Raw genomic sequence first — 19,740 nt, forward strand, 5'->3', positions numbered from 1 at the left:
GGGCAGCCGGAGGAGCCGCGGGGGCCGGGGCGGCTGGGGCGGCTGGGCGGCCCGGAGCCGCCGGCTTGGCCGGAGCAGCGGTGGACGCGCCGTTGCCGACCGCCCTGTCCAGTGCGCGATCCAGTGCCGCATCCGTCGCCGAGGGCGCCGCCTTCTCGGCGGGCTTGGCCGCCGGGGCGCCGGCCGGAGGGCCGGACTGCGTTTTGGCCGAACCGCCGGCGGCGGGCTTGCTGCCGCCGAAGGACTCGCGGAGCCGCCGGGCCACGGGGGCTTCCACGGTGGATGATGCCGATTTGACGAATTCGCCCTGTTCGGTCAGTCGGGCGAGAACTTCCTTGCTGGTGACACCGAGTTCCTTGGCCAACTCGTGTACGCGGGCCTTACCTGCCACTACATCTCCTGTCTATGAGGCGACAGCAGGGGGCCGCGCCTCGGGTTTAGCTATGACACATGGTCATCGGGGCTTCACGGTGTGCTCATGTTCGTTGCTACCTGTTCTGTTGCCGGGTGGGACGCGCCCGCCAGGGAACTGACGTGCTCGATCACCGCGGATGTGTCCGGTGAACCGGTGATACGCAGCGCTCTGGTGAAAGCTCGCCGCCGAATCGCCTGTTGTACGCACTGCGGACCGGGATGCAACCACGCACCTCGCCCCGGCAGGCTTCCGGCTGGATCAACGATCACGGCGTAGTTGCCGTTCCCGGTCGATCGAGCCACCACTCGAAGCAGTTCGGCGGCCAGCTCTCGCTTCCGGCATCCGACACACGTCCGCACCGGTCCGCTGGGGTTGTCCGGGCGTTGGCGCGCCGAGACCGAAGGCTCGCGCTGGATCACGGCTCAGTCTAGCGTCACCCGACCAGTGGTCAGAACCACCCGCGGGTCCGGGTCAGTGCTCGTGCGCCATCCCCTGGCTCGCGCCCTGTTCGGGCTGACCCGGCGCGTCGCCCCGGATGTCGATGCGCCAGCCGGTGAGGCGGGCGGCCAGGCGGGCGTTCTGCCCCTCCTTGCCGATGGCCAGCGACAACTGGAAGTCGGGAACCACCACGCGGGCCGCCCGGGCGTTCGGGTCGATCACCGAGACCGATACCACCTTGGCCGGCGACAACGCGTTGGCCACGAAGCGGGCCGGGTCCTCGTCGTAGTCGATGATGTCGATCTTCTCTCCGGACAACTCGCTCATCACGTTGCGGACCCGCTGCCCCATCGGGCCGATGCAGGCGCCCTTGGCGTTCAGGCCGGGCACCCGGGATGCGACGGCGATCTTGGAGCGGTGGCCGGCCTCCCGTGCCACTGCCACGATCTCCACCGAGCCGTCGGCGATTTCGGGCACTTCCAGGGAGAACAACTTGCGCACCAGGTTCGGGTGCGTGCGCGACAGTGTGATCAGCGGCTCGCGCGACCCCCGACTGACGCCGACGACGTAACAGCGCAGCCGGTTGCCGTGCTCGTAACTCTCGCCCGGCACCTGTTCGGCGGCCGGGATCACGCCTTCGGACGCCTTGGCTTCAGTGCCCATCCGGACGACGACCAGGCCGCGGGCGTTGGCCCGGCTGTCCCGCTGGATGACCCCGGCCACGATCTCGCCCTCGCGGGTGGAGAACTCGCCGAAGGTGCGCTCGTTCTCCGCGTCGCGGAAGCGCTGCAGCATCACCTGCCGTGCGGTGGTGGCGGCGATGCGGCCGAAGCCTTCCGGTGTGTCGTCCCACTCGCTGATGAGGTTGCCGTCTTCGTCGGTCTCGCGGGCGATGACCCGCACCACGCCGGTCTTGCGGTCGATCTCGATGCGGGCGTCGGACTGGTGTCCTTCGGTGTGCCGGTAGGCGGTGAGCAGCGCCGACTTGATCGTCTCGAGCAGCTCGTTGACCGAGATGCCCCGGTCCACTTCGATCGCGTGGAGCGCGGCCATGTCGATGTTCATGCTCCGGCCTCCGTCCCCTGTGCCTGATCCAACAGCTCCAGCTCCGCTTTCGGCGGCGGTGAGAACTCGACCTGCACCACCGCCTTGATGATGTCGGTCAGCGGGATCTCCCGTACCAGCAGTTCGCGTCCGGTACGCACCACCAGCGACAGCGTGCCGTCAGCGGCCCCGGCGACCCGGCCGGCCAGCTGCGATCCGTCGGCCAGCGCCAGGTCCACCTTGCGGCCCCGTGCCCGCCGGAAGTGCTTCTCGGTGGTCAGCGGGCGTTCCACCCCCGGAGAGCTAACCTCGAGGACATAGCCGTCCGGACCGCCGACGGCACCGTCGATGTCGTCCAGCAAATCCGACGCGGCGCGGGACAAGGCCGCGATCGTATCCAGGTCCAAGGCGGTGTCGCCGTCGGCGATTACCGTGATGCGCGGTGGGCGGGTGCGGCTGTTGATGACCACGTCTTCGATCTCGTAGCCGGCGCGCGCGAACTCTCCGGTGAGTAGCTCGATCACCTGCGTCTGCGAAGGTAGCCCGGTGGTCACGGCGAGCTCCTCATCTTGAATTGTCGGTCATCAGCTTGCGCGCGGCTTTCACAGCGAACTCAGAGAGCCAGCCACCAACGATACGCCAGGATCGGCTATTGACGCCCGGTCAACAACGCGGTGATCGCATCGCCGGGCGGCCGGCCGCATTGTGCTGGTGCTGTTGCGGGGCGCGGTGATGGCAGGATGTGGGGCGTGCCCAGAGCAGTACCCGTCATCAGCAGGCGGCGTGTGCTCGCCGGTGGTGCCGCTCTCGCCGCACTCGGGCTGGCGGCAACCGCCTGCGGCGAGTCGACGCCCAAGCCCCCCGCCGTCGAAGATTTGACCGGCCCGTTGGACCAGGCCCGGCGCGACAGCGCGCTGGCCGCCGCGGCCGCCGGAGCGATCGGCAGCCCCCCGCAGATCGCGGCCGCGCTGACCGTCGTCGCGACCCAGCGCGCCGCTCATGCGCGCGCGCTGTCCACCGAGATCGCGCGGGCCGCCGGCAAGCTCGTCTCGTCGACGAGCGAAACCAGCAGCTCCAGCCCAACCCCGAGCCCGACTGAGCCGGAGGCTCCGCCGCCGCCTCCGCCACCTGTCTCGGACGTGATCGACTCGCTGCGCAAGTCGGCGGACGACGCCAATCGGCTGGTGTCGACGTCGTCGGGCTATCGGGCCGGACTGCTGGCCTCGATCGCCGCCTCGTGCACCGCGTCCTGCGAGGTGGCGTTGGTGCCGGGAGGACCGTCGATATGAGTCCCGGCAATAAGGACGCCGACGTCGCGGCGCTCAGCGACGCGCTGGCGATCGAGCACGGCACCATCTACGGCTACGGCATCGTCTCGGCGCTGTCGCCGCCCAGCGTCAACGATTTGGTGGTGGAGGCGCTCAATCAGCACCGCCAGCGCCGCGATGACGTCATCGCCATGCTGAGTGCCCGCAAAGTCACGCCCGCGCCGGCGGCGGCCGGCTACCAGCTGCCGGCACCGGTGGGCAGCCCGGTGGAAGCGGCGCGGCTGGCGGCACGCATGGAAAACGACGGTGCGACGGCGTGGCGGGCGGTCGTCGAGCACGCCGAGACCGCCGAGGACCGTGCGTTCGCCTCGACCGCACTGACCCAGAGCGCGGTGATGGCCGCGCGGTGGAACAAAGTGCTGGGCGGTTGGCCCATCACCACGGCGTTTCCGGGCGGGAACGAATAGGCCTCGGTTGATGGCGGCGACCCGCAGCGCCCGGCTACGCCGGGCTTGCGATCGCCGCAGACCCCGTGGGCGGCGACCCGCAGCGCCCGGCTACGCCGGGCTTGCGATCGCCGCCACCAGCTCGGCGGTCAGCGAATCACCGACGGCCAACTCGCTGGTCTCGCCGCTGAACCGGTTGCGCAACTCCACCCGGCCATCGGCCCAGCCTCGGCCCACCACGACGATCCAGGGCACGCCGAGCAGTTCGGCGTCCTTGAACTTGACCCCGGGCGACGCCTGACGGTCATCGAGCAGGACGTCCACTCCCACCTTGTCCAGATCGGCGGCCAGCTTGGCGGCGCCCAGCCGGGCCTCAGGGTCCTTGTTGGCCATCACCAGGTGCACCCCGAACGGCGTGATCGACGAGGGCCAGCGCAGGCCGAGCTCGTCGTGGTGCTGCTCGGCGACCACGGCCACCAGTCGCGACACCCCGATGCCGTAGGAGCCCATGGTCAGCCGCACCGGCTTGCCGTCCTCGCCGAGCACGTCGGCGCTGAAGGCATCGGTGTACTTGCGGCCGAGCTGGAAGATGTGGCCGATCTCAATGCCACGGGCCATCACCAGCGGGCCGGCGCCGTCGGGAGACGGGTCGCCCTCGCGCACTTCGGCGGCCTCGATGGTGCCGTCGGGTGTGAAGTCGCGACCGGCCACCAGGCCGACGACGTGGCGACCGGGCTCGTCGGCGCCGGTGATCCAACTGGTGCCGTCTACCACACGCGGGTCCACGAGATAACGAACGCCGTTGTCTTGCAGAGCTTTCGGGCCGATGTAGCCCTTGACCAGAAACGGGTACCGGGCGAAGTCGGCGTCGCCGAGCAGGGCGTATTCGGCCGGGTCCAGCGCCGCGCCGAGCCGCTTGTCGTCGACCTCGCGGTCACCGGGCACACCAATGGCCAGCAGCTCCCAGTCCCCGCCGGGCCGGCGGACCTTCACCAGCACATTCTTGAGGGTGTCCGCGGCGGTGACCGGGCGATCCAGGTTGTCGTTGGCCCACGCGACCAGGGTGGCGATGGTCGGCGTGTCGCCGGTGTCGTGGATTTCGGCTGCGGGCTTGTCGTCGGTGGGTTGTGCGTCGGGCCGGGCGGTGACGACGGCCTCGACGTTGGCCGCGTATCCGGACTCCACGCACCGGACGAAGGTGTCCTCGCCGATCGGGCTCTCGGCCAGGAACTCCTCGGAGGCACTGCCGCCCATCGCGCCCGACACCGCCGACACGATCACGTAACGCACGTGGAGCCGGTCGAAGATGCGCTGGTAGGCCTCGCGGTGTGCGTGGTACGACGCCTTGAGCCCGGCGGCGTCGAGGTCGAATGAATACGAGTCCTTCATGAGGAACTCGCGGCCACGCAGGATGCCGGCGCGCGGGCGCGCCTCGTCGCGGTATTTGTTCTGGATTTGGTAGAGCGTCAGCGGGAAATCCTTGTACGAGCTGTACTCGCCCTTGACCGTCAGGGTGAACAGCTCTTCGTGGGTGGGGCCCAGCATGTAGTCGTTGCCCCGCCGGTCCTGGACCCGGAACACACCGTCGCCGTACTCGGTCCACCGGTTGGTGGTCTCGTAGGGCGCGCGCGGCAGCAGGGCGGGAAACAGGATCTCCTGGCCGCCGATGGCGTCCATCTCCTCGCGCACGACGCGCTCGATGTTGCGCAGCACTTTCAGCCCGAGCGGCAGCCAGGTGTACAGGCCGGGCGCAACGGGTCGGACGTATCCGGCGCGGATCAGCAGTTTGTGGCTGGGGACCTCTGCGTCGGCGGGGTCGTCACGCAAGGTGCGCAGGAACAGCTCGGACATCCGGGTGATCACAGGCGGCAAGCCTACTTGGAGGCTGCGGGTGGCTGGTGTCACGCCCGGCCCGGCATCGAGCCTGCGAAATTGCAGCGAAAATGCGAGTGGGGACCGCCAGATTGTCAGGTTCGGTGCGGCGCCCTGGATCGCTGAGTCACAGGTGCCCCACTGGCCTCTGGAAAAATTGACACTCTTCGTGCCCGCCTCGGAGCGACAGATTGTTTTGTCGCGCGAAGGCGGGCAGCAAGACCCCCGACTTTTTCCCGAGACCGCTGGGGCCAGTGTGACAAACGAAAGCGGCTACAGCTCGCCGGCGTCGATCGCTTCCTTGACCTCTTGGGCGTGCGCAACCTGCTCGGGCGTGTAACCGATGAACAGGGCCGCGATACCGACGATGACGGCCGCTCCCGCGATCCACAGCAGGCCGTAGGTGTAGCCGTGGTCAAGTGCCTGCAGCTGCGCGTCGTTCATGAACTTGACCGGGCCGGTGGTGCCGCCCAGGAACAACGTGCGGGAGGTGATCACGGCCTGGATCACGGCCAGCACCAGCGGCCCGCCCAGGCTCTGCAGCATCAGCGTCATCGCCGAGACCGGACCGATCTGGTCGAAACCGACGCCCGCGATAGCGGCCAGCGTCAGCGGGACGACCACCATCCCGATGCCGATCCCGCCGACCACGATCGGCAGCACCAGGTTCGGGAAGTAAGGCGCACCACGGTGCATGAACAGGGAGCCGTAGATCATCGCGCCCAGCAGCAGCCAGCCCCCGCCGATCGTTAGCACCCGCGGCGAGAACCGCGACACCAGCTGCGAGGAGATACCCAGGCCGATACCCATCGCGATGACGAACGGGATGAAGCCGACGCCCGCGCCCAGAGCGCTATAGCCCAGGATGTCCTGCACATACAGGCCGATCGACACGGTCAGGCTGAACATGACGCCGCCGGCCAGGAAGATCGCGGTGAAAGTGACCAACCGGTTGCGGTCGCGGAACAGCTGGAACGGGATGACCGGGTTCTCCGCGGTGCGCTCGACGATGGCGAACGCGATGGCCGCCACCACCGCCACTACACCCGAACCCAGGGTCGTCAACGAGAGCCAGCCCTTCTCCGGGCCCACCGAGAACGCGAACACGGCAGCCGTGCACGCCAGCGTGGCCAGCATGGCACCGGCGGCGTCGAGCTTCATCCGCTCGCGGTTGGTCTCGCGCAACGCGGTGCGGGCCAGGTAGATCATCACCAGCCCGATCGGCACGTTGACCATGAACGCCAGCCGCCACGAGTACTCGGTCAGCGCGCCGCCGACCACCAGGCCCATCACGGACCCGATCGCGGTCATGGCGGCGAACACGGCCGTCGCGGCGTTACGCGCCGGCCCCTTCGGGAAGGTGGTCGCGACCAGCGCCAGGCCGGTCGGCGAGGCGATCGCCGAACCCACCCCCTGCGAGAGCCGGGCGATGACCAGCGTCACCTCGTCCCAGGCCACCGCGCACAGCACCGAAGAGATGGTGAACAGCGCGACGCCGACGATGAAGGTGCGTTTGCGCCCGATGGTGTCGCCGAGGCGGCCGCCGAGCAGCATCAGCCCGCCGAAGGTCAGCACGTAGGCGGTGATCACCCAGCTGCGACCGGCGTCGGACAGACTGAGCTCGTTCTGAATCTTAGGAAGCGCAACGATCGCAACGGTGCTGTCCATGGTGGCCAGCAGCTGCATCCCGCCGATGGCGATGACCGCGGCGATGAACCGACGTGAGGGTAGCCACGTCGGGTAGTACCTGCTCATGCGCTGCAAAGGGGTCTCCACTGTTCGCGTGGGACGCTCCTGGGCTGAACGTTCCGAGCGTCCCTCAGTCCAAGTGTGGACTGCCCGCTCTGAGTCGTTGAGAGCCGTCATAGCGGGTTACCTTACAGTAATCTTAAGAATTGTTTAAACCCTGGACGCCGCCGAAGCCCGCCACGGGCCCGATAACGATGATCGCGGGAGGTCGAACGCCCTCCGCGCGGACTTTCTCCGGGGTGTCCGCGAGCGTCGCCCGCAACGTCTGCTGAGCCGCCGTCGTTCCGTGTTGCACCACCATCACCGGAGTATCCCCAGGTCGGCCGCCTTTTAACAGCGCGGCGACAAAAAGTTCGATACGTTCGACCGCCATCAGCAAAACGATGGTCCCGGACATTGCTGCCAAAGCATCCCAATTCACTAACGATTCGGGATGATCGGGCGCCAAATGGCCGCTGACCACCACAAACTCGTGATTTGTGGCCCGGTGAGTCACCGGAACGCCCGCCAGAGCGGGCACGGCTATGGCACTCGTCACACCTGGCACCACGGTCACCGAAATCCCCGCTTCCGCGCATGCCAGAACTTCCTCGTACCCCCGGGCGAACACGAACGGATCGCCCCCTTTGAGGCGCACCACGAACTTGCCGGCCCGGGCCCGGTCGATCATCACGTCGTTGATCGCGTCCTGGGCCATGGCGCGGCCGTACGGGATCTTGGCGGCATCTATCACTTCGACATGCGGGGACAACTCGGCGAGCAGTTCGGGCGGAGCGAGCCGGTCGGCGACCACCACGTCGGCCTGGGCGAGCAGCCGGCGGCCCCGGACGGTGATCAGTTCGGGATCGCCCGGGCCGCCCCCGACCAGCGCCACACCGCCGCGCGCGACGTCGTCGGAGGTCTCCGCCGCGATGAGGCCCTGTTGCAAGGCCTCGCGGATCGCGGATCGGATGGCCGCCGAGCGGCGGTGCTCCCCGCCGGCCAGCACGCCCACCGACAGCCCCGCGTAGCGGAACGAGGCGGGAGTGACTGCCGTTCCCTCGACCGCGACGTCGGCGCGGACGCAGAAGATATGACGCCGTTCGGCTTCGGCGACGATGGCTTCGTTCACCTGCGGGTCGTCGGTGGCCGCCAGCGCGTACCAGGCGCCATCGAGGTCGCCGTCGCGGTATTCGCGCAGTGACAGGGTGATCCCGTCCATCGCCTCGACCGCGGCGGTGGCGCTGCGGGAGATGACGTGCACGTCGGCGCCGCTGGCGATGAGCAGCGGTAACCGGCGCTGAGCGACGCCTCCCCCGCCGACGACGACGACTTTCCGGCCGGTCAGTCGCAGTCCCACCAGATAGGGGCTCTCGGTCACCGGGCAAGCTTAATGTCGCGTCAGGCCCGGGGCATGGCGGCCTGCGCGACGAAACGGGTCACCGCATCGGGCGCCGCCGCCGGATGGGTATGCAGATAAGAAGCGTGCACACCGGCGTAAACGGCGCCGTCCTGTTTGCGATCCACGGCCCCGCCCCGGTAGACCCAGGCCGGCTGGTAGCTGCCGGTGAAGGTGACCGCGGTCCGGTGGAATTCGTGCCCCACCGCCCGCTGTCCGGCCGCGTACAGCGACGAGTCGGCGACGGCCACCGCGTCCCGGTAACCCAGGGTGAGCTGTTGGGTGAACCGCGCCGAACCGGCCAGCACCCCACACATCGGATAGCCGTCCAGTTCGTCGGCCAGGTAGATCAGTCCGGCGCACTCGGCGTGCACGGGGGCGCCGACGGCGGCCAGTTCGGCGATCTGGCGCCGGACGACGTCGTTGGCGGACAGCTCCGCGGTGAACTGTTCGGGAAATCCGCCGGGCAGCAGTACGGCGTCGGTCGCCTCGGGCAGCACGTCACTGAGTGGGTCGAATTCGACGACCTCCGCACCGGCGGCCCGCAGCAGCTCGGCGTGTTCGGCGTAGCCGAAGGTGAAGGCCTTGCCCGCGGCCAGGGCGACGCGAACGTGCCGGCCCACGGACGGGACGGCGATTGCCGGGTCCCAGGGTGGGTCGTCGACGCGGCCAGCCGCGGCCGCGACCAGCCCGGCCAGATCCACATGACGCGCCACCAGCTCGGTCATCGCTTCGACCGCCTGCGCAGCGTGCCGACCGTACTCCACGGCGGTGACCAGACCCAGATACCTTGTCGGAAGCTCTAATTCAGCGGTCCGCGGAATGGCGCCCAGGACCGGGACACCCGCCTGCTCGCACGCCTGCCGCAATACCAGCTCGTGCCGGGCCGTGCCGACCCGGTTGAGGATGACACCGCAGATCCGGGTGTGCGGGTCGAAGGTGGAAAACCCGTGCAACAGAGCGGCGATGCTGTGGCTCTGCCCGCGCGCGTCGACCACCAGGATCACCGGCGCACCGAGCAGGCCCGCGACGTGTGCGGTGGATCCGGCCGCGGGGCCGTGGGCGTCCGGGCCGATGCGGCCGTCGAACAGGCCCATCACCCCTTCGATCACCGCGATGTCGGCGTCGCCGCAGCCGTGGCCGAACAGCGGGCCGATCAGCTTGTCCCCCACCATCACCGGGTCGAGGTTGCGGCCGGGTCGTCCGGCGGCCAGCGCGTGATAGCCGGGGTCGATGAAGTCCGGGCCGACCTTGAAGGGCGCCACCCGGTGGCCGGCCCGGCGCAGCGCGCCGATCAAACCCGTTGCGACCGTAGTCTTTCCGCTGCCCGACGCCGGCGCGGCTATGACGACCGCGGGGGCTACCACTCGATGCCTTTCTGCCCCTTGCGCCCGGCGTCCATCGGGTGTTTGACCTTGCCCATCTCCGTCACCAGGTCGGCGGCCTCGATGAGGCCCGGCGGAGCGTCGCGGCCGGTGATCACCACATGCTGGTGACCGGGGCGGGCCTGCAATGCGTTCACGACCTCGTCGGCGTCGACCCAGCCCCACTTCAGTGGGTAGGTGAACTCGTCGAGGACGTAGAAGTCGTGACGCTGCTGCGCCATTCGGCGCCGGATCTCGGCCCACCCGTCGGCGGCCGCGGCGGCATGGTCGACCTCACTACCGGCCTTGCGTGACCAGGACCAGCCCGAGCCCATCTTGTGCCATTCGACAGCGCCGCCGACGCCGGTGCGCTCGTGCAGTTCGCCGAGCTCCCGAAATGCTGCCTCTTCGCCCACTTTCCACTTCGCGCTCTTGACGAACTGGAACACCGCGACCCTCATCCCGGCATTCCAGGCCCGCAACGCCATCCCGAACGCGGCCGTCGACTTGCCTTTGCCGTCGCCGGTATGCACCGCCAGGACCGGGGTGTTGCGCCGCGCCCGGGTGGTCAGGCCGTCGGCGGGGACCGCGATCGGATTTCCCTGGGGCATATCAGGCCACGCTGCGCACGGCTTGGGTCAGGTGGTCGGCGCGCAGCTGCTCCAGCCGGATGGCGGGCGCGCCCAGCTGACGGGCCAGCTGCCCGGCCAGACCCAGCCGTACATAGGACGTCTCGCAGTCGACGACAACCGCGGCGGCCCCTTCGGCCACCAACCGTGCTGCCGCAATTCGGCTGCGCCCCAACGGATCCAGGCCTGCGGTGGCGCGGCCGTCGGTGAGCACCACCACCAGCGGGCGGCGGGCCCGGTCGCGCACCTTCTCCCGGATGACCAGTCCCCGCGCGGCCAGCAGGCCCTCGGCGAGCGGAGTCTTGCCGCCCGTGTCGAACCGGGACAATCGCCGGCCGGCGATGTGCGCCGACGACGTCGGTGGCAACAGAATCCTGGCGTCCTGCTGACGGAAGGTGATCACGGCGACCTTGTCTCGTCGCTGGTAGGCGTCGCGCAGCAGCGACATGGTGGCCCCGGTGACGGCGGCCATCCGGTCGCGGGCGGCCATCGAGCCGGAGGCGTCGACGACGAAAATCACCAGGTTGCCTTCGCGGCCCTCACGGACGGCCCGGCGCAGATGTCCGGACCGCAGACGCAGCGGCCCGGCCCGATCGGTGTCTTCGGCTGCCGTGAGCAGGGTGGCGAACAGGTGCAGGCCGTGCGCGCCCGGGTCGGCCGGGTCGGCGGCGGCGATCACGCTGCCGGCGGCGTTGCGGGCGCGCGATCGTCGTCCGGGTGCCCCTTCGCCCACCCCGGGCACGGTCAACGCCCGGGTGCGAAAGACTTTCGACGGCGGCGCGCTGGGTTTGGATGGCGCCGGGGCCGTCGCCTGATTCGAGTTGTGTTCGGGCGCAAGGTCTTGCGCGGAGTCACCACCGCCGGGCGGGTCGGGATCGGGGTCGGGTTCGGGTTGGCCCTGGGCCTGTTCACCCGCCCGGGCCAGCGCCTCGTCCAGTTGGTCGCGTTCGATACCGTGATCGTCGAACGGGTCGCGACGGCGACGATGCGGCAACGCGAGTTCGGCGGCCACCCGGATGTCCAGCTCCTCGACCGTAAGCGCGCCGCGCCAGGCCGCGTGGGCGGCGGCGGTGCGCGCCACCACCAGATCGGCTCGCATCCCGTCGACGTCGAACGCCGCGCACAACGCCGCGATGCGCCGTAACTCGTTGTCGGGCAACACCACATCGTCGACGATGGCGCGGGCCGCGGCGATCCGGCGGGCCAGCTCGGCGTCGGCGTCGGCATATTTGAGCGCGAATCCGTCCGGGTCGGCTTCGTAGGCCATCCGCTGGCGGATCACCTCCACCCGTACCTCGACGTCACGCGAGGCCTGCACGTCGACCGTCAGGCCGAATCGGTCCAGCAGCTGTGGACGCAGTTCGCCCTCTTCGGGATTCATGGTTCCGATCAACACGAACCGGGCCTCGTGCGTGTGGGAGATACCGTCTCGTTCGATGTGCACCCGGCCCATGGCGGCGGCGTCGAGCAGGATGTCGACCAGATGGTCGTGCAGCAGGTTCACTTCGTCGACGTAGAGGACACCGCCGTGGGCGCGGGCCAGCAGCCCCGGCGAGAACGCGTGCTCACCGTCGCGCAACACCCGTTGCAGGTCCAGCGAGCCGACGACCCGGTCCTCGGTGGCCCCCAGCGGCATCTCCACCAGGCCGGCGCCGCCGGAGTCCGTCGCGGCCGACAACAACGCGGCCAGCCCGCGCACCGCCGTCGACTTCGCGGTGCCCTTCTCGCCGCGGATGAGTGCGCCGCCGATCTCGGGACGCACGGCACACAGCAGCAGCGCCAACCGCAACTGGTCGTGCCCGACGATCGCGCTGAACGGATACGGCTTCACCGGGCGCCCGCCGCGGGAGAGCCGGGCCGCAACATCGGCACATGCGGGATGCCGTCGTCGAGGAAATCGTCGCCGTCGCGGACAAACCCGTGCCGGGCATACATCTCGGCCAGGTATTTCTGGGCGTCGATGCGGCAGGGGTAGTCGCCCACTTCGGCCAGGGCCGCGCGCAGCAACCGGGTGGCGTGGCCCCGCCCGCGCGCACTGCGCTTGGTGCACACCCGGCCGATCCGGAACGCCTTCTCACCACCGGCGTGCTCCTCCATCAACCGCAAGGTGCAGACCACCTCTCCGTCAGTTGATTCCAGCCAGAAGTGCCGGGTTTCGGCGAGCAGGTCACGCCCGTCCAGCTCGGGGTAGGGGCAGGCCTGTTCGACCACGAACACTTCGACCCGCAGCTTCAGGAGCTCGTAAAGGGTCCGCGCGTCAAGGTCTTTGAACCAGGAACGGCGCAAAGCTTCGGTCATTGGCGCCGCTCTCCCCCGCAAGCGGGAGGTGCCCCCACCTCATCGCTTCGCTCTGCATCGTCGCCGCCGCGGGTCATGCCGCTTCCAATCTCAGCGCCTTGTTGGTCCACGACCTCACCTCGTCGTAGAGGGCGGGTTCACGCGACAAGTCAGCTCCCAGGGACGGCACGATCTCTTTGAGAGTAGGTAACCATGACTGGTACCTGTTGGCGAAACAGCGCTCGAGCACCTCCAGCATCGCCGGGACCGCAGTCGAAGCACCCGGCGAACCGCCGAGCAGCCCGGCGATGCTGCCGTCGGCGGCACCGACGATGGTGGTGCCGAACTCCAGCAACCCGCCCCTGCCCTTGGCCCGACGGATCACCTGCACCCGCTGCCCGGCCACTGTGAGCTCCCAATCCGAATCCACTGCGCTGGGTGCGAATTCACGCAACGCCGCGACCCGGTCCGGCTCGGCGAGCCGTAACTGGCCGATGAGGTAGCGCAGCAGTGTCGTCTCCCGCAGCCCGACACCCAGCATGGACGGGAGATTGTGGGGACGCACCGATCGGGGTAGATCGCTGAAGTGCCCGTGTTTCAAGAACTTCGGTGACCAGCCGGCGTAAGGTCCGAATACCAGCCAGGGCCGGCCGTTGACGAGTCGCAGATCCAAGTGCAGCGCACCCAGCGGCGGCGCTCCCGGCGACGGAGTGCCGTACACCTTGGCGCGGTGTGCGGCGGTGAGCCTGCCGTTGGCGGTGCGCAGGAAGCGGCCGCCGATCGGGAACCCGGCGAGGCCGCGGATCTCGGCAATCCCGGCCTTCTGCAACAGCGGCAATGCGTCGCCCCCGGCTCCGACGAAAACGAATTTGGCTGCCAGCTTTCGCTTTTCGCCGGTGCGCCGGTTGCCGACGGTCAGCGTCCAGCCGCCGTCGCCACGACGCGCCAGGCCGCGCACCTCGTGCCCGAACAGCACCGTGGCACCGGCTTCGACGCAGTAGCCCATGAGCTGTCGCGACAGGGCGCCGAAGTCGACATCCGTGCCGTCGGCGGCCCAGTTGAGGGCCACCGGCTCGGTGAAGTCGCGGCGGGCGGCCATGAACGGTAGCCGGCGCGCGAACTCGTCGGGGTCGACGATGAGTTCGGTGGCCGCGAACAACGGGTTGCGCGCCAGCGCGTCACGACGGCGCCGCAGGTAGTCGACGCCGGCGGTGCCATGTACGAAACTCACGTGCGGAACCGGATTGAGGAAGCTCGACACGTCGGTCAGGATGCCGTTCTCGGCCGCGGAGGCCCAGAACTGGCGGGTGACCTGGAACTGCTCGTTGACCAGCACCGCTTTGGTGATGTCGATCGATCCGTCCGGGCGCTGCGGCGTGTAATTCATCTCGCACAGCCCCGCGTGACCGGTGCCGGCGTTGTTCCAGGGGCCGCTGCTCTCGGCGCCGACGCCGTCCAGGCGCTCGACGACGGTGATCGACCAGTCGGGCTCCAGCCGCCGCAGCAAGGCACCGAGGGTGGCGCTCATGATCCCGGCACCCACCAGCACGACGTCGGTTTTGGCTAGGGGTGCCACGCCAATCGCTGGTCCTTCCTGATATAAGTGCCGGGTCCTCCAGGTTATCCCGCCGGCCCGCGACACAGGGCCATCCACCCAACGGTCCGAGCTGTCTGTGGGTGCCGCTGAGCATGCAGTGGGAACGCCCCCCGCCGGTCGGTACGAGACCGGTAAAACTCGAACCATATTCTGAAATACGTTGTGCCGTAACGGTGTAAGATGCTCGACGAGCCTAATCCGAGCCGACGCGTTCTCATGTGAAAGAGGCGGAATGTCGTTTCTGTTCGCAAGTCCCGAAGCGCTGCTGGCGTCTGCCTCGGAGGCGGCCCGTATCGGCTCGGCTATCGCCGCGGCCAACGCTTCGGTCGCCTCCCCGACCACCTCATTGCTGGCCGCTGGTGCTGACGAGGTGTCGGCGGCTATTGCCGCGTTGTTTTCCGTACACGGCCAGACCTACCAGGCGCTGAGCGCGTCGGCCGCGACACTTCATGACCGATTTGTTCAGACCTTGGCGGAGAACGCGACAGCGTACGGTTCGGCCGAAGCAGCCAACGTCGAGCAGACACTGCTCGCGGCCATCAATGCGCCTACCCAGGCGCTGTTGGGCCGCCCCCTGATCGGCAACGGGTCCAACGGTGCCCCGGGGACCGGGCAGCGCGGCGGCGACGGCGGAATTCTGATCGGCAATGGCGGCGCAGGCGGTTCGGGCGCCGCGGGGCAGAACGGCGGCGCCGGAGGCAACGCCGGACTTATCGGTATCGGCGGAGCCGGCGGCAACGGCGGAGCCGGTGGCGCCGGAGTCGGTGGTGCCGGTGGCGCCGGTGGCGCCGGAGGCCTGTTCGGTTCTGGCGGAGCCGGCGGCGCCGCGAACGGGTCCGGGCAAGGGTTGCTGGGCGGATTCTTCGGGCAGGCCGGCAACGGTGGCGCGGGCGGCACCGGGGGAGGCGGCGGCACCGGCGGTACCGGCGGCGCCGCCGACGGCTCCCTTGCCAAGGGTTACGCCGGCCAAGGCGGCCACGGGGGCAACGGCGGCGCCGGTGGGACCGGCGGCAACACCAGTAGCAGCGCAGTCAACGGCAGCGGCGGCGGCGGAGGTCAAGGTGGCACCGGTGGTCAAGGCGATGCCGGCCAGACGTCCTCATTGAGCGGTAACGAGGTGTTCGGCGGCGGCGGGGGTGGTGGCGGCGCCGGCGGAAGTGGCGGCCACGCCGGTAGCGGCGGTGTCTTCGCCGGAGTCGACGGCACCGGCGGCATCGGCGGCACCGGCGGCGACGGCGGCACCGCCACAACCGTCAACGGCGTCAACACCGTTGCCTCAGGTCTCGGCGGCGACGGTGGCGGCGGCGGGGCTGGTGCCCCCGGCGGCGGATCTGGCGGCGCCGGCGGCGGCGGCGGCGCGGGCGGCACCGCAATATCGACAGGAGCTGCCGGAGGAGGCGGAGGCGGCGGCGGCGGGGCCGCTACCGCCGGAGGCGCCGCTGGAGCCGGAGGCGGAGGTGGCTCCGCGACCAACGTCCCGTCGAATTTGAATGCTGCCTTTGGTGCCGGGGGTAGCGGGGGCAGCGGCACCGGCGGCGGTGGCGGCGGTGGCGGGGTCGCCGTCCCTCCGAACAGCTTCTCCGGTGGCATCGGTAAAGCCGGCGCCAGCGGAGGGACGGGCGGCCTCGGCGCGAACAATGGTATTTATGCCAACGCCGGAGGTAACGCGGGCACCGCTGGTGTTGGCGGCTCCGGCGGGCACGGTGTGGTTGCTAACTCCAATGACGGGGGCGACGGTCAGGCTTGACGTCGGCGCACCGCGATCAGGACCGTCCCGCCAACTCGTCAGGCCGGTGTGAGGTGGATCGGTAGGTGGGTGGGTCCGCGCAACGAGCTGTGACTCGACCATCGTGTCGGGCCGGCTGGGGTGATTCGCGCCACGCGGGTGACGAGTTGGCGCAAAACGGCCTGGGCTTCCATGCGGGCCAGTGGCGCTCCCAGGCACATGTGGGCACCGTAGCCGAACGCGATGTGTTTTCTCGGGTCGCGGTCTGCGCGGTACTCATCGGGAAAGTCGAACGCGCTGGGATCGCGGTTCGCCGCGCCGAAAGACAGCAGCACGCGTGATCCGCTGGGGATGGTGACGTCGCCGATGCGGTAGTCGGCTCGCGTATAGCGATACAGGTTCTGGATCGGTGTGGTGATCCGTAGCTGCTCCTCCACGGCAAGGGGAATGAGGTCTGGTCGGGCGCGAATGAGGTCGTATTGGTCGGGGTGATGCGCGAGGGTGTCGAACATCCCGCCGAGCAGGTTGGTGGTGGTCTCGTTGCCGGCGATCAGCAGGTGGATGGCGATGAGCATGAGTTGTTGGTCGGTGAGGTTGCCGTCGGTGTTGTGTTCGATGAGCCGTCCCAGGACGGTGTTAAAGCCCTTGAGCCCCCCTGCGGCGAATTGCGTTCTGAAGTAACGGCGTAACGCCGCCATGGCCGCCATCGATTTGGCTGCGTCGAGGACACCGGAAAGCGTCGGCGTCAATTCCATGATCCCGACGCCGCGTTCGGACCACCGGCGAAAGTCATCGACATCGGAGTCGGGTATGCCGAGAATCTGAGCGATAAGGCGTATCGGCATCGGTATCGTCAAGCGTTGCACGACATCGCATCCCGGGTTGTCGATGACGTCGCTGACCAGTTCGACGGCGAGCTTCTCGATCATCGCACGCCAGGAGTTCATGGCGCCCTTGCTGAATCCCGGCTGGACCTGCTTGCGTAGTCGGGTGTGTTCGTCGCCGTCGGTGAGCACCGCCAGCGGCGCAGAGAATCTCAGTCGGGTGACCCCTTGGGTGCTGGTGACCGCATCGGTGTCGCGCAGCGCGGCCCGCACATCGTCGAGGCGGCTGACGATGAAGGTAGCGCGCCGCGGGTTGTAGTGCACACGGCCGCCGCGGTGCAGAGCGCGGTACGCCTCGAAGGGCCGAGCCGCGGTGGCTGGATCCTGCGGGTCGTAATCGGTATTGATCGCACCGGTCCAACCGCCGTAGCCGCGTCGGCGTGTCCGGATTGTCGCCGCGACATTCATGCGGACCGCGCTGCCCACGGGTTTGAGGGCTTCGTTCGCCTTGGAGACAGTTTTGCGGAGCGACAACGCCGTTCCCAATCAGCTTCGGAAGGTCTTCTGTTGGGTGAACACGATGGCAGTCGTGAGATAGACGACGTAGCAGGCGGATATCACCGTGGACTGCCGACGGGTCCTGGGACTCGCCATCAGAAGGCCTATCAGCGTCTCCAGTGCACCGTTGATGTAGGTGAACTCGCGTGCGTGGTTGGGGAAGCCGAGTCGGTTGATGGGGTCGAAGCACCGCGGCACGACGAAGTGCGCCACCCCAATCGCGCTGACCCACAGACCCAGGCGCCGCCCCGAGTTCTCGGTGTGGACGGCCATCGTGACGGTGCTCCGATCTGCCTACCTGTTGTCACCATTTACGAGAATATTTTTCTCGTTAATAGTGGCACATCGCGGCACAGTCGGATAGGGGCGCGGCGCCGGTGCTTTACGTTTGTTGATGTGAGCCAATCCCGTCGAGGGCGGCCGAGGAGCGCGGCGGTGCACGAGGCGATCCTGGATGCCACGCGCACGCTTCTCCTTGAATCGGGGTATCGCGGGTTATCGATGGACAAGGTCGCCGCAATCGCGGGGGTGGCCGTTCAAACGGTATACCGCCGTTGGCCTTCGAAGGCTCCGTTGGTAGCCGAGGCGGTCATGCAGGCGTACGACCAATCCGACTTCACGCTTCCTGATACGGGAGATACCGTTGCGGACCTGACGACATGGATGTGTGCGTACGCCGAAACCGGTTCTTCCCCGGAGAACGTCGCACTCATTCGCTCGCTTACCGCTGCCGCTGCCGAAGACCTCCGCGATCGTGACACCCTCTACCAACAACTCACCGGCCGCTTCCACGAAGCCGTATCGCAGCGCCTGCGCCTCGGGGTGTCGGCGGGCCAGATCCGCGACGACGCCGACCTCGACGCTGCCGCCGACGCGTTGATCGGTGCGACGCTGTACCGAGCGCTGAGCGTGACGGCATCGGCGCGGGAAACGACCGTACGTTACCGCGGCGTGATAGACGCTGTGCTGCATGGCATTTCGACGAGTTGAGAGGCGTGTCCAGGTGCGCTCCGTGGGTGAATCGGGACGTGTCCCGCCCCTTGTGCCACGGCTAGGTCTTAAGGGCTCAGGGATGCAGGTTCCACTGACCGCAATCCTCGGCAAGGACGTCATTGACGTCGACTTCTTGTCCGCCGACTTTGGGGCCGGGATTAGATGCCGTACTGACCACCCGTTGGTAGAGAACGGCGGCAGGGTCGATCCGACTGCCGGACCAAGCCTTGGTTTGCCAGGCCCACCGTCGTCCGGGGGTGCGCGAATTGCCGATGACCCCGTCGGCGGCCGCCCACTGGCACACATCGATACCGCCGTAGACACCGGTGCGCTGCACTCCCAGCACCGAATTGATTCCGCGAAACCACTTCAGCGCCACGTTGTTCCATGTGTCGTGGTTGATGTCCTCATCGATGGTGAAGAAGATTGGGGCACTCTGACCGCCACCCGCCGCGGTATGCAGCTTCCAGGCGGTGCGGGCATCGTCGACGCCGCCGGCGAACCCGCGCTTGAAGTCCGATGATGCCGTCCCGCCGGGCTTGCCGTATTGGTAATTGCTGACGATGATCAGCCCGGCAGCCCTCAGCTGCTCGGCGTAGGAGCGGGTGATCGGCTTGGCGCCGAAGGACGAGCCGGGACGCGACAGCGAGACATAGTTGATGACCCCGGAGTAGCCGGCGGCTTTGATGTGCTCCGCTGGAATCTGGTGCATGGCGAAGTCGATCAGTTTGGGCGCGGCAGCGGCCGTCGCGGGTGCAGGCGCCGATACCGCATGCAGGCCTGGCAGTGCAGACAGGGCGAGGGCGTAGCGCAATAAGTCACGACGAGCAACGCGACGCGCCTGCCGTGGGCAAAAATTGATCGACCAGTCCTGCATCGCGTGATGTTAAGTATGTGACTTCTGTTAACAGAAGTAGCGTGCGCGAGCTGATACCAAATCGGTCCGTGCGGTTCACCGGCCCGAGCCCCAGCCGGGCCGATGCCACCGGTGATTGCAAACTGGGTCAGTTCGGCTCAAGATCGCAGAAGCCGGCACGGCACGGCTCTTGTTGGAGCTTTGCTGTGGACCCAAACAGGGGGAAGTGCGATTCGACCCAAAGGTGACGAGCCAGCGGTGACGTCGTGAACGTTCGCCGATATTCGCGATCCGCATTGGCGGTCG

Annotated in this window: 19 protein-coding genes and 1 pseudogene; 4 read left to right on the forward strand and 16 right to left on the reverse strand. The window is 68.4% G+C overall.

The window, feature by feature from the left end:
- The 4 genes from AWC08_RS01360 to rimP form a co-directional block, all read right to left on the reverse strand.
- Nucleotides 1-391 (reverse strand): translation initiation factor IF-2 N-terminal domain-containing protein (locus AWC08_RS01360; protein ID WP_174900747.1); only part of this gene is annotated, 391 nt, incomplete at its 3' end.
- A 74-nt stretch (nucleotides 392-465) separates the two neighbouring features.
- Nucleotides 466-834: a YlxR family protein gene (locus AWC08_RS01365; RefSeq protein ID WP_082986029.1), complete on the reverse strand. Its 369-nt coding sequence runs from the start codon at nucleotides 832-834 to the stop codon at nucleotides 466-468.
- Between the two features lie 52 nt (nucleotides 835-886).
- Complete coding sequence (nusA, locus tag AWC08_RS01370; RefSeq protein WP_069433589.1) at nucleotides 887-1,918, reverse strand: transcription termination factor NusA; 1,032 nt, start codon at nucleotides 1,916-1,918, stop codon at nucleotides 887-889.
- On the reverse strand, nucleotides 1,915-2,451 hold the full coding sequence (rimP, locus tag AWC08_RS01375) for a ribosome maturation factor RimP (RefSeq protein WP_065131696.1): 537 nt from the start codon (nucleotides 2,449-2,451) through the stop codon (nucleotides 1,915-1,917). The genes nusA and rimP overlap by 4 nt, the downstream gene beginning before the upstream one ends.
- 195 nt (nucleotides 2,452-2,646) lie before the next feature.
- Here rimP and AWC08_RS01380 point away from each other — a divergent pair, with 195 nt between their 5' ends.
- Both AWC08_RS01380 and AWC08_RS01385 read left to right on the forward strand, forming a co-directional pair.
- Nucleotides 2,647-3,186: a hypothetical protein gene (locus AWC08_RS01380; protein WP_069433596.1), complete on the forward strand. Its 540-nt coding sequence runs from the start codon at nucleotides 2,647-2,649 to the stop codon at nucleotides 3,184-3,186.
- Nucleotides 3,183-3,632 (forward strand): ferritin-like domain-containing protein, encoded by a 450-nt coding sequence (locus AWC08_RS01385; protein WP_069433590.1) that lies wholly within the window; start codon nucleotides 3,183-3,185, stop codon nucleotides 3,630-3,632. Before AWC08_RS01380 ends, AWC08_RS01385 begins: the two co-directional genes overlap by 4 nt.
- A 90-nt stretch (nucleotides 3,633-3,722) precedes the next feature.
- Here the strand turns inward: AWC08_RS01385 and AWC08_RS01390 are convergent, their stop codons facing one another.
- The 9 genes and pseudogenes from AWC08_RS01390 to mqo all read right to left on the reverse strand — a co-directional run bounded on the left by AWC08_RS01390 (nucleotide 3,723) and on the right by mqo (nucleotide 14,456).
- A complete protein-coding gene (locus tag AWC08_RS01390) occupies nucleotides 3,723-5,474 on the reverse strand; it encodes a proline--tRNA ligase (protein WP_069433591.1) in 1,752 nt (583 codons plus the stop codon).
- A 282-nt stretch (nucleotides 5,475-5,756) separates the two neighbouring features.
- Nucleotides 5,757-7,349, reverse strand: coding sequence for an MFS transporter (locus tag AWC08_RS01395; protein WP_065131693.1), 1,593 nt, complete (start codon nucleotides 7,347-7,349; stop codon nucleotides 5,757-5,759).
- Between the two features lie 22 nt (nucleotides 7,350-7,371).
- The gene (gene cobA / locus AWC08_RS01400; protein ID WP_065131692.1) at nucleotides 7,372-8,592 is read right to left on the reverse strand and encodes a uroporphyrinogen-III C-methyltransferase; all 1,221 of its coding nucleotides are present in this window, start codon (nucleotides 8,590-8,592) and stop codon (nucleotides 7,372-7,374) included.
- 20 nt (nucleotides 8,593-8,612) lie between these two features.
- A complete protein-coding gene (locus AWC08_RS01405; RefSeq protein ID WP_065131691.1) occupies nucleotides 8,613-9,977 on the reverse strand; it encodes a cobyrinic acid a,c-diamide synthase CobB in 1,365 nt (454 codons plus the stop codon).
- On the reverse strand, nucleotides 9,971-10,585 hold the full coding sequence (cobO, locus tag AWC08_RS01410) for a cob(I)yrinic acid a,c-diamide adenosyltransferase (protein WP_065131690.1): 615 nt from the start codon (nucleotides 10,583-10,585) through the stop codon (nucleotides 9,971-9,973). The genes AWC08_RS01405 and cobO overlap by 7 nt, the downstream gene beginning before the upstream one ends.
- Nucleotide 10,586: 1 nt before the next feature.
- Entirely contained in the window at nucleotides 10,587-12,434 is a 1,848-nt protein-coding gene (locus AWC08_RS01415; protein ID WP_065131689.1) for a magnesium chelatase subunit D family protein, read from the reverse strand.
- Nucleotides 12,431-12,901: a GNAT family N-acetyltransferase gene (locus tag AWC08_RS01420; protein ID WP_065131688.1), complete on the reverse strand. Its 471-nt coding sequence runs from the start codon at nucleotides 12,899-12,901 to the stop codon at nucleotides 12,431-12,433. The genes AWC08_RS01415 and AWC08_RS01420 overlap by 4 nt, the downstream gene beginning before the upstream one ends.
- Nucleotides 12,873-12,959, reverse strand: a pseudogene (locus AWC08_RS39500) (hypothetical protein); the annotation flags it as partial. The gene AWC08_RS01420 and the pseudogene AWC08_RS39500, both read right to left, overlap by 29 nt.
- 15 nt (nucleotides 12,960-12,974) lie before the next feature.
- On the reverse strand, nucleotides 12,975-14,456 hold the full coding sequence (gene mqo / locus AWC08_RS01425) for a malate dehydrogenase (quinone) (protein WP_065131687.1): 1,482 nt from the start codon (nucleotides 14,454-14,456) through the stop codon (nucleotides 12,975-12,977).
- A 253-nt stretch (nucleotides 14,457-14,709) separates the two neighbouring features.
- On the opposite strand from mqo, the gene AWC08_RS01430 reads away from it, so the two are divergent.
- Nucleotides 14,710-16,224: a PE family protein gene (locus AWC08_RS01430; protein WP_085087327.1), complete on the forward strand. Its 1,515-nt coding sequence runs from the start codon at nucleotides 14,710-14,712 to the stop codon at nucleotides 16,222-16,224.
- Between the two features lie 38 nt (nucleotides 16,225-16,262).
- Here AWC08_RS01430 and AWC08_RS01435 read toward each other — a convergent pair whose 3' ends face one another.
- Together AWC08_RS01435 and AWC08_RS01440 are read right to left on the reverse strand one after the other, a co-directional pair.
- Nucleotides 16,263-17,495 carry a cytochrome P450 gene (locus AWC08_RS01435; RefSeq protein WP_083271304.1) on the reverse strand — a complete coding sequence of 411 codons (1,233 nt, stop codon included), beginning with the start codon at nucleotides 17,493-17,495 and terminating at the stop codon, nucleotides 16,263-16,265.
- A 78-nt stretch (nucleotides 17,496-17,573) separates the two neighbouring features.
- Nucleotides 17,574-17,858 (reverse strand): DoxX-like family protein, encoded by a 285-nt coding sequence (locus AWC08_RS01440; protein WP_069434667.1) that lies wholly within the window; start codon nucleotides 17,856-17,858, stop codon nucleotides 17,574-17,576.
- A gap of 162 nt (nucleotides 17,859-18,020) precedes the next feature.
- On the opposite strand from AWC08_RS01440, the gene AWC08_RS01445 reads away from it, so the two are divergent.
- Nucleotides 18,021-18,575, forward strand: a complete 555-nt coding sequence (locus AWC08_RS01445; RefSeq protein WP_232008039.1) for a TetR/AcrR family transcriptional regulator — start codon at nucleotides 18,021-18,023, stop codon at nucleotides 18,573-18,575.
- 76 nt (nucleotides 18,576-18,651) lie between these two features.
- On the opposite strand, the gene AWC08_RS01450 is transcribed toward AWC08_RS01445, so the two are convergent.
- Complete coding sequence (locus AWC08_RS01450) at nucleotides 18,652-19,455, reverse strand: DUF1906 domain-containing protein (RefSeq protein ID WP_069434665.1); 804 nt, start codon at nucleotides 19,453-19,455, stop codon at nucleotides 18,652-18,654.
- Between the last annotated feature and the right edge of the window lie 285 nt (nucleotides 19,456-19,740).

The organism is Mycobacterium gordonae, assembly GCF_002101675.1.
In the GTDB taxonomy this organism is placed as follows: Bacteria; Actinomycetota; Actinomycetes; order Mycobacteriales; family Mycobacteriaceae; genus Mycobacterium; species Mycobacterium gordonae.

Bases quoted from the DNA above. Each gene is read 5' to 3' on its own strand.
- AWC08_RS01385 (WP_069433590.1), top strand. From the start codon at position 3,183: ATGAGTCCCGGCAATAAGGACGCCGACGTCGCGGCGCTCAGCGACGCG.
- AWC08_RS01420 (WP_065131688.1), bottom strand. From the start codon at position 12,901: ATGACCGAAGCTTTGCGCCGTTCCTGGTTCAAAGACCTTGACGCGCGG.
- nusA (WP_069433589.1), bottom strand. From the start codon at position 1,918: ATGAACATCGACATGGCCGCGCTCCACGCGATCGAAGTGGACCGGGGC.
- cobO (WP_065131690.1), bottom strand. From the start codon at position 10,585: ATGCCCCAGGGAAATCCGATCGCGGTCCCCGCCGACGGCCTGACCACC.
- AWC08_RS01395 (WP_065131693.1), bottom strand. From the start codon at position 7,349: ATGACGGCTCTCAACGACTCAGAGCGGGCAGTCCACACTTGGACTGAG.
- AWC08_RS01440 (WP_069434667.1), bottom strand. From the start codon at position 17,858: ATGGCCGTCCACACCGAGAACTCGGGGCGGCGCCTGGGTCTGTGGGTC.
- AWC08_RS01450 (WP_069434665.1), bottom strand. From the start codon at position 19,455: ATGCAGGACTGGTCGATCAATTTTTGCCCACGGCAGGCGCGTCGCGTT.
- AWC08_RS01435 (WP_083271304.1), bottom strand. From the start codon at position 17,495: ATGAATGTCGCGGCGACAATCCGGACACGCCGACGCGGCTACGGCGGT.
- AWC08_RS01430 (WP_085087327.1), top strand. From the start codon at position 14,710: ATGTCGTTTCTGTTCGCAAGTCCCGAAGCGCTGCTGGCGTCTGCCTCG.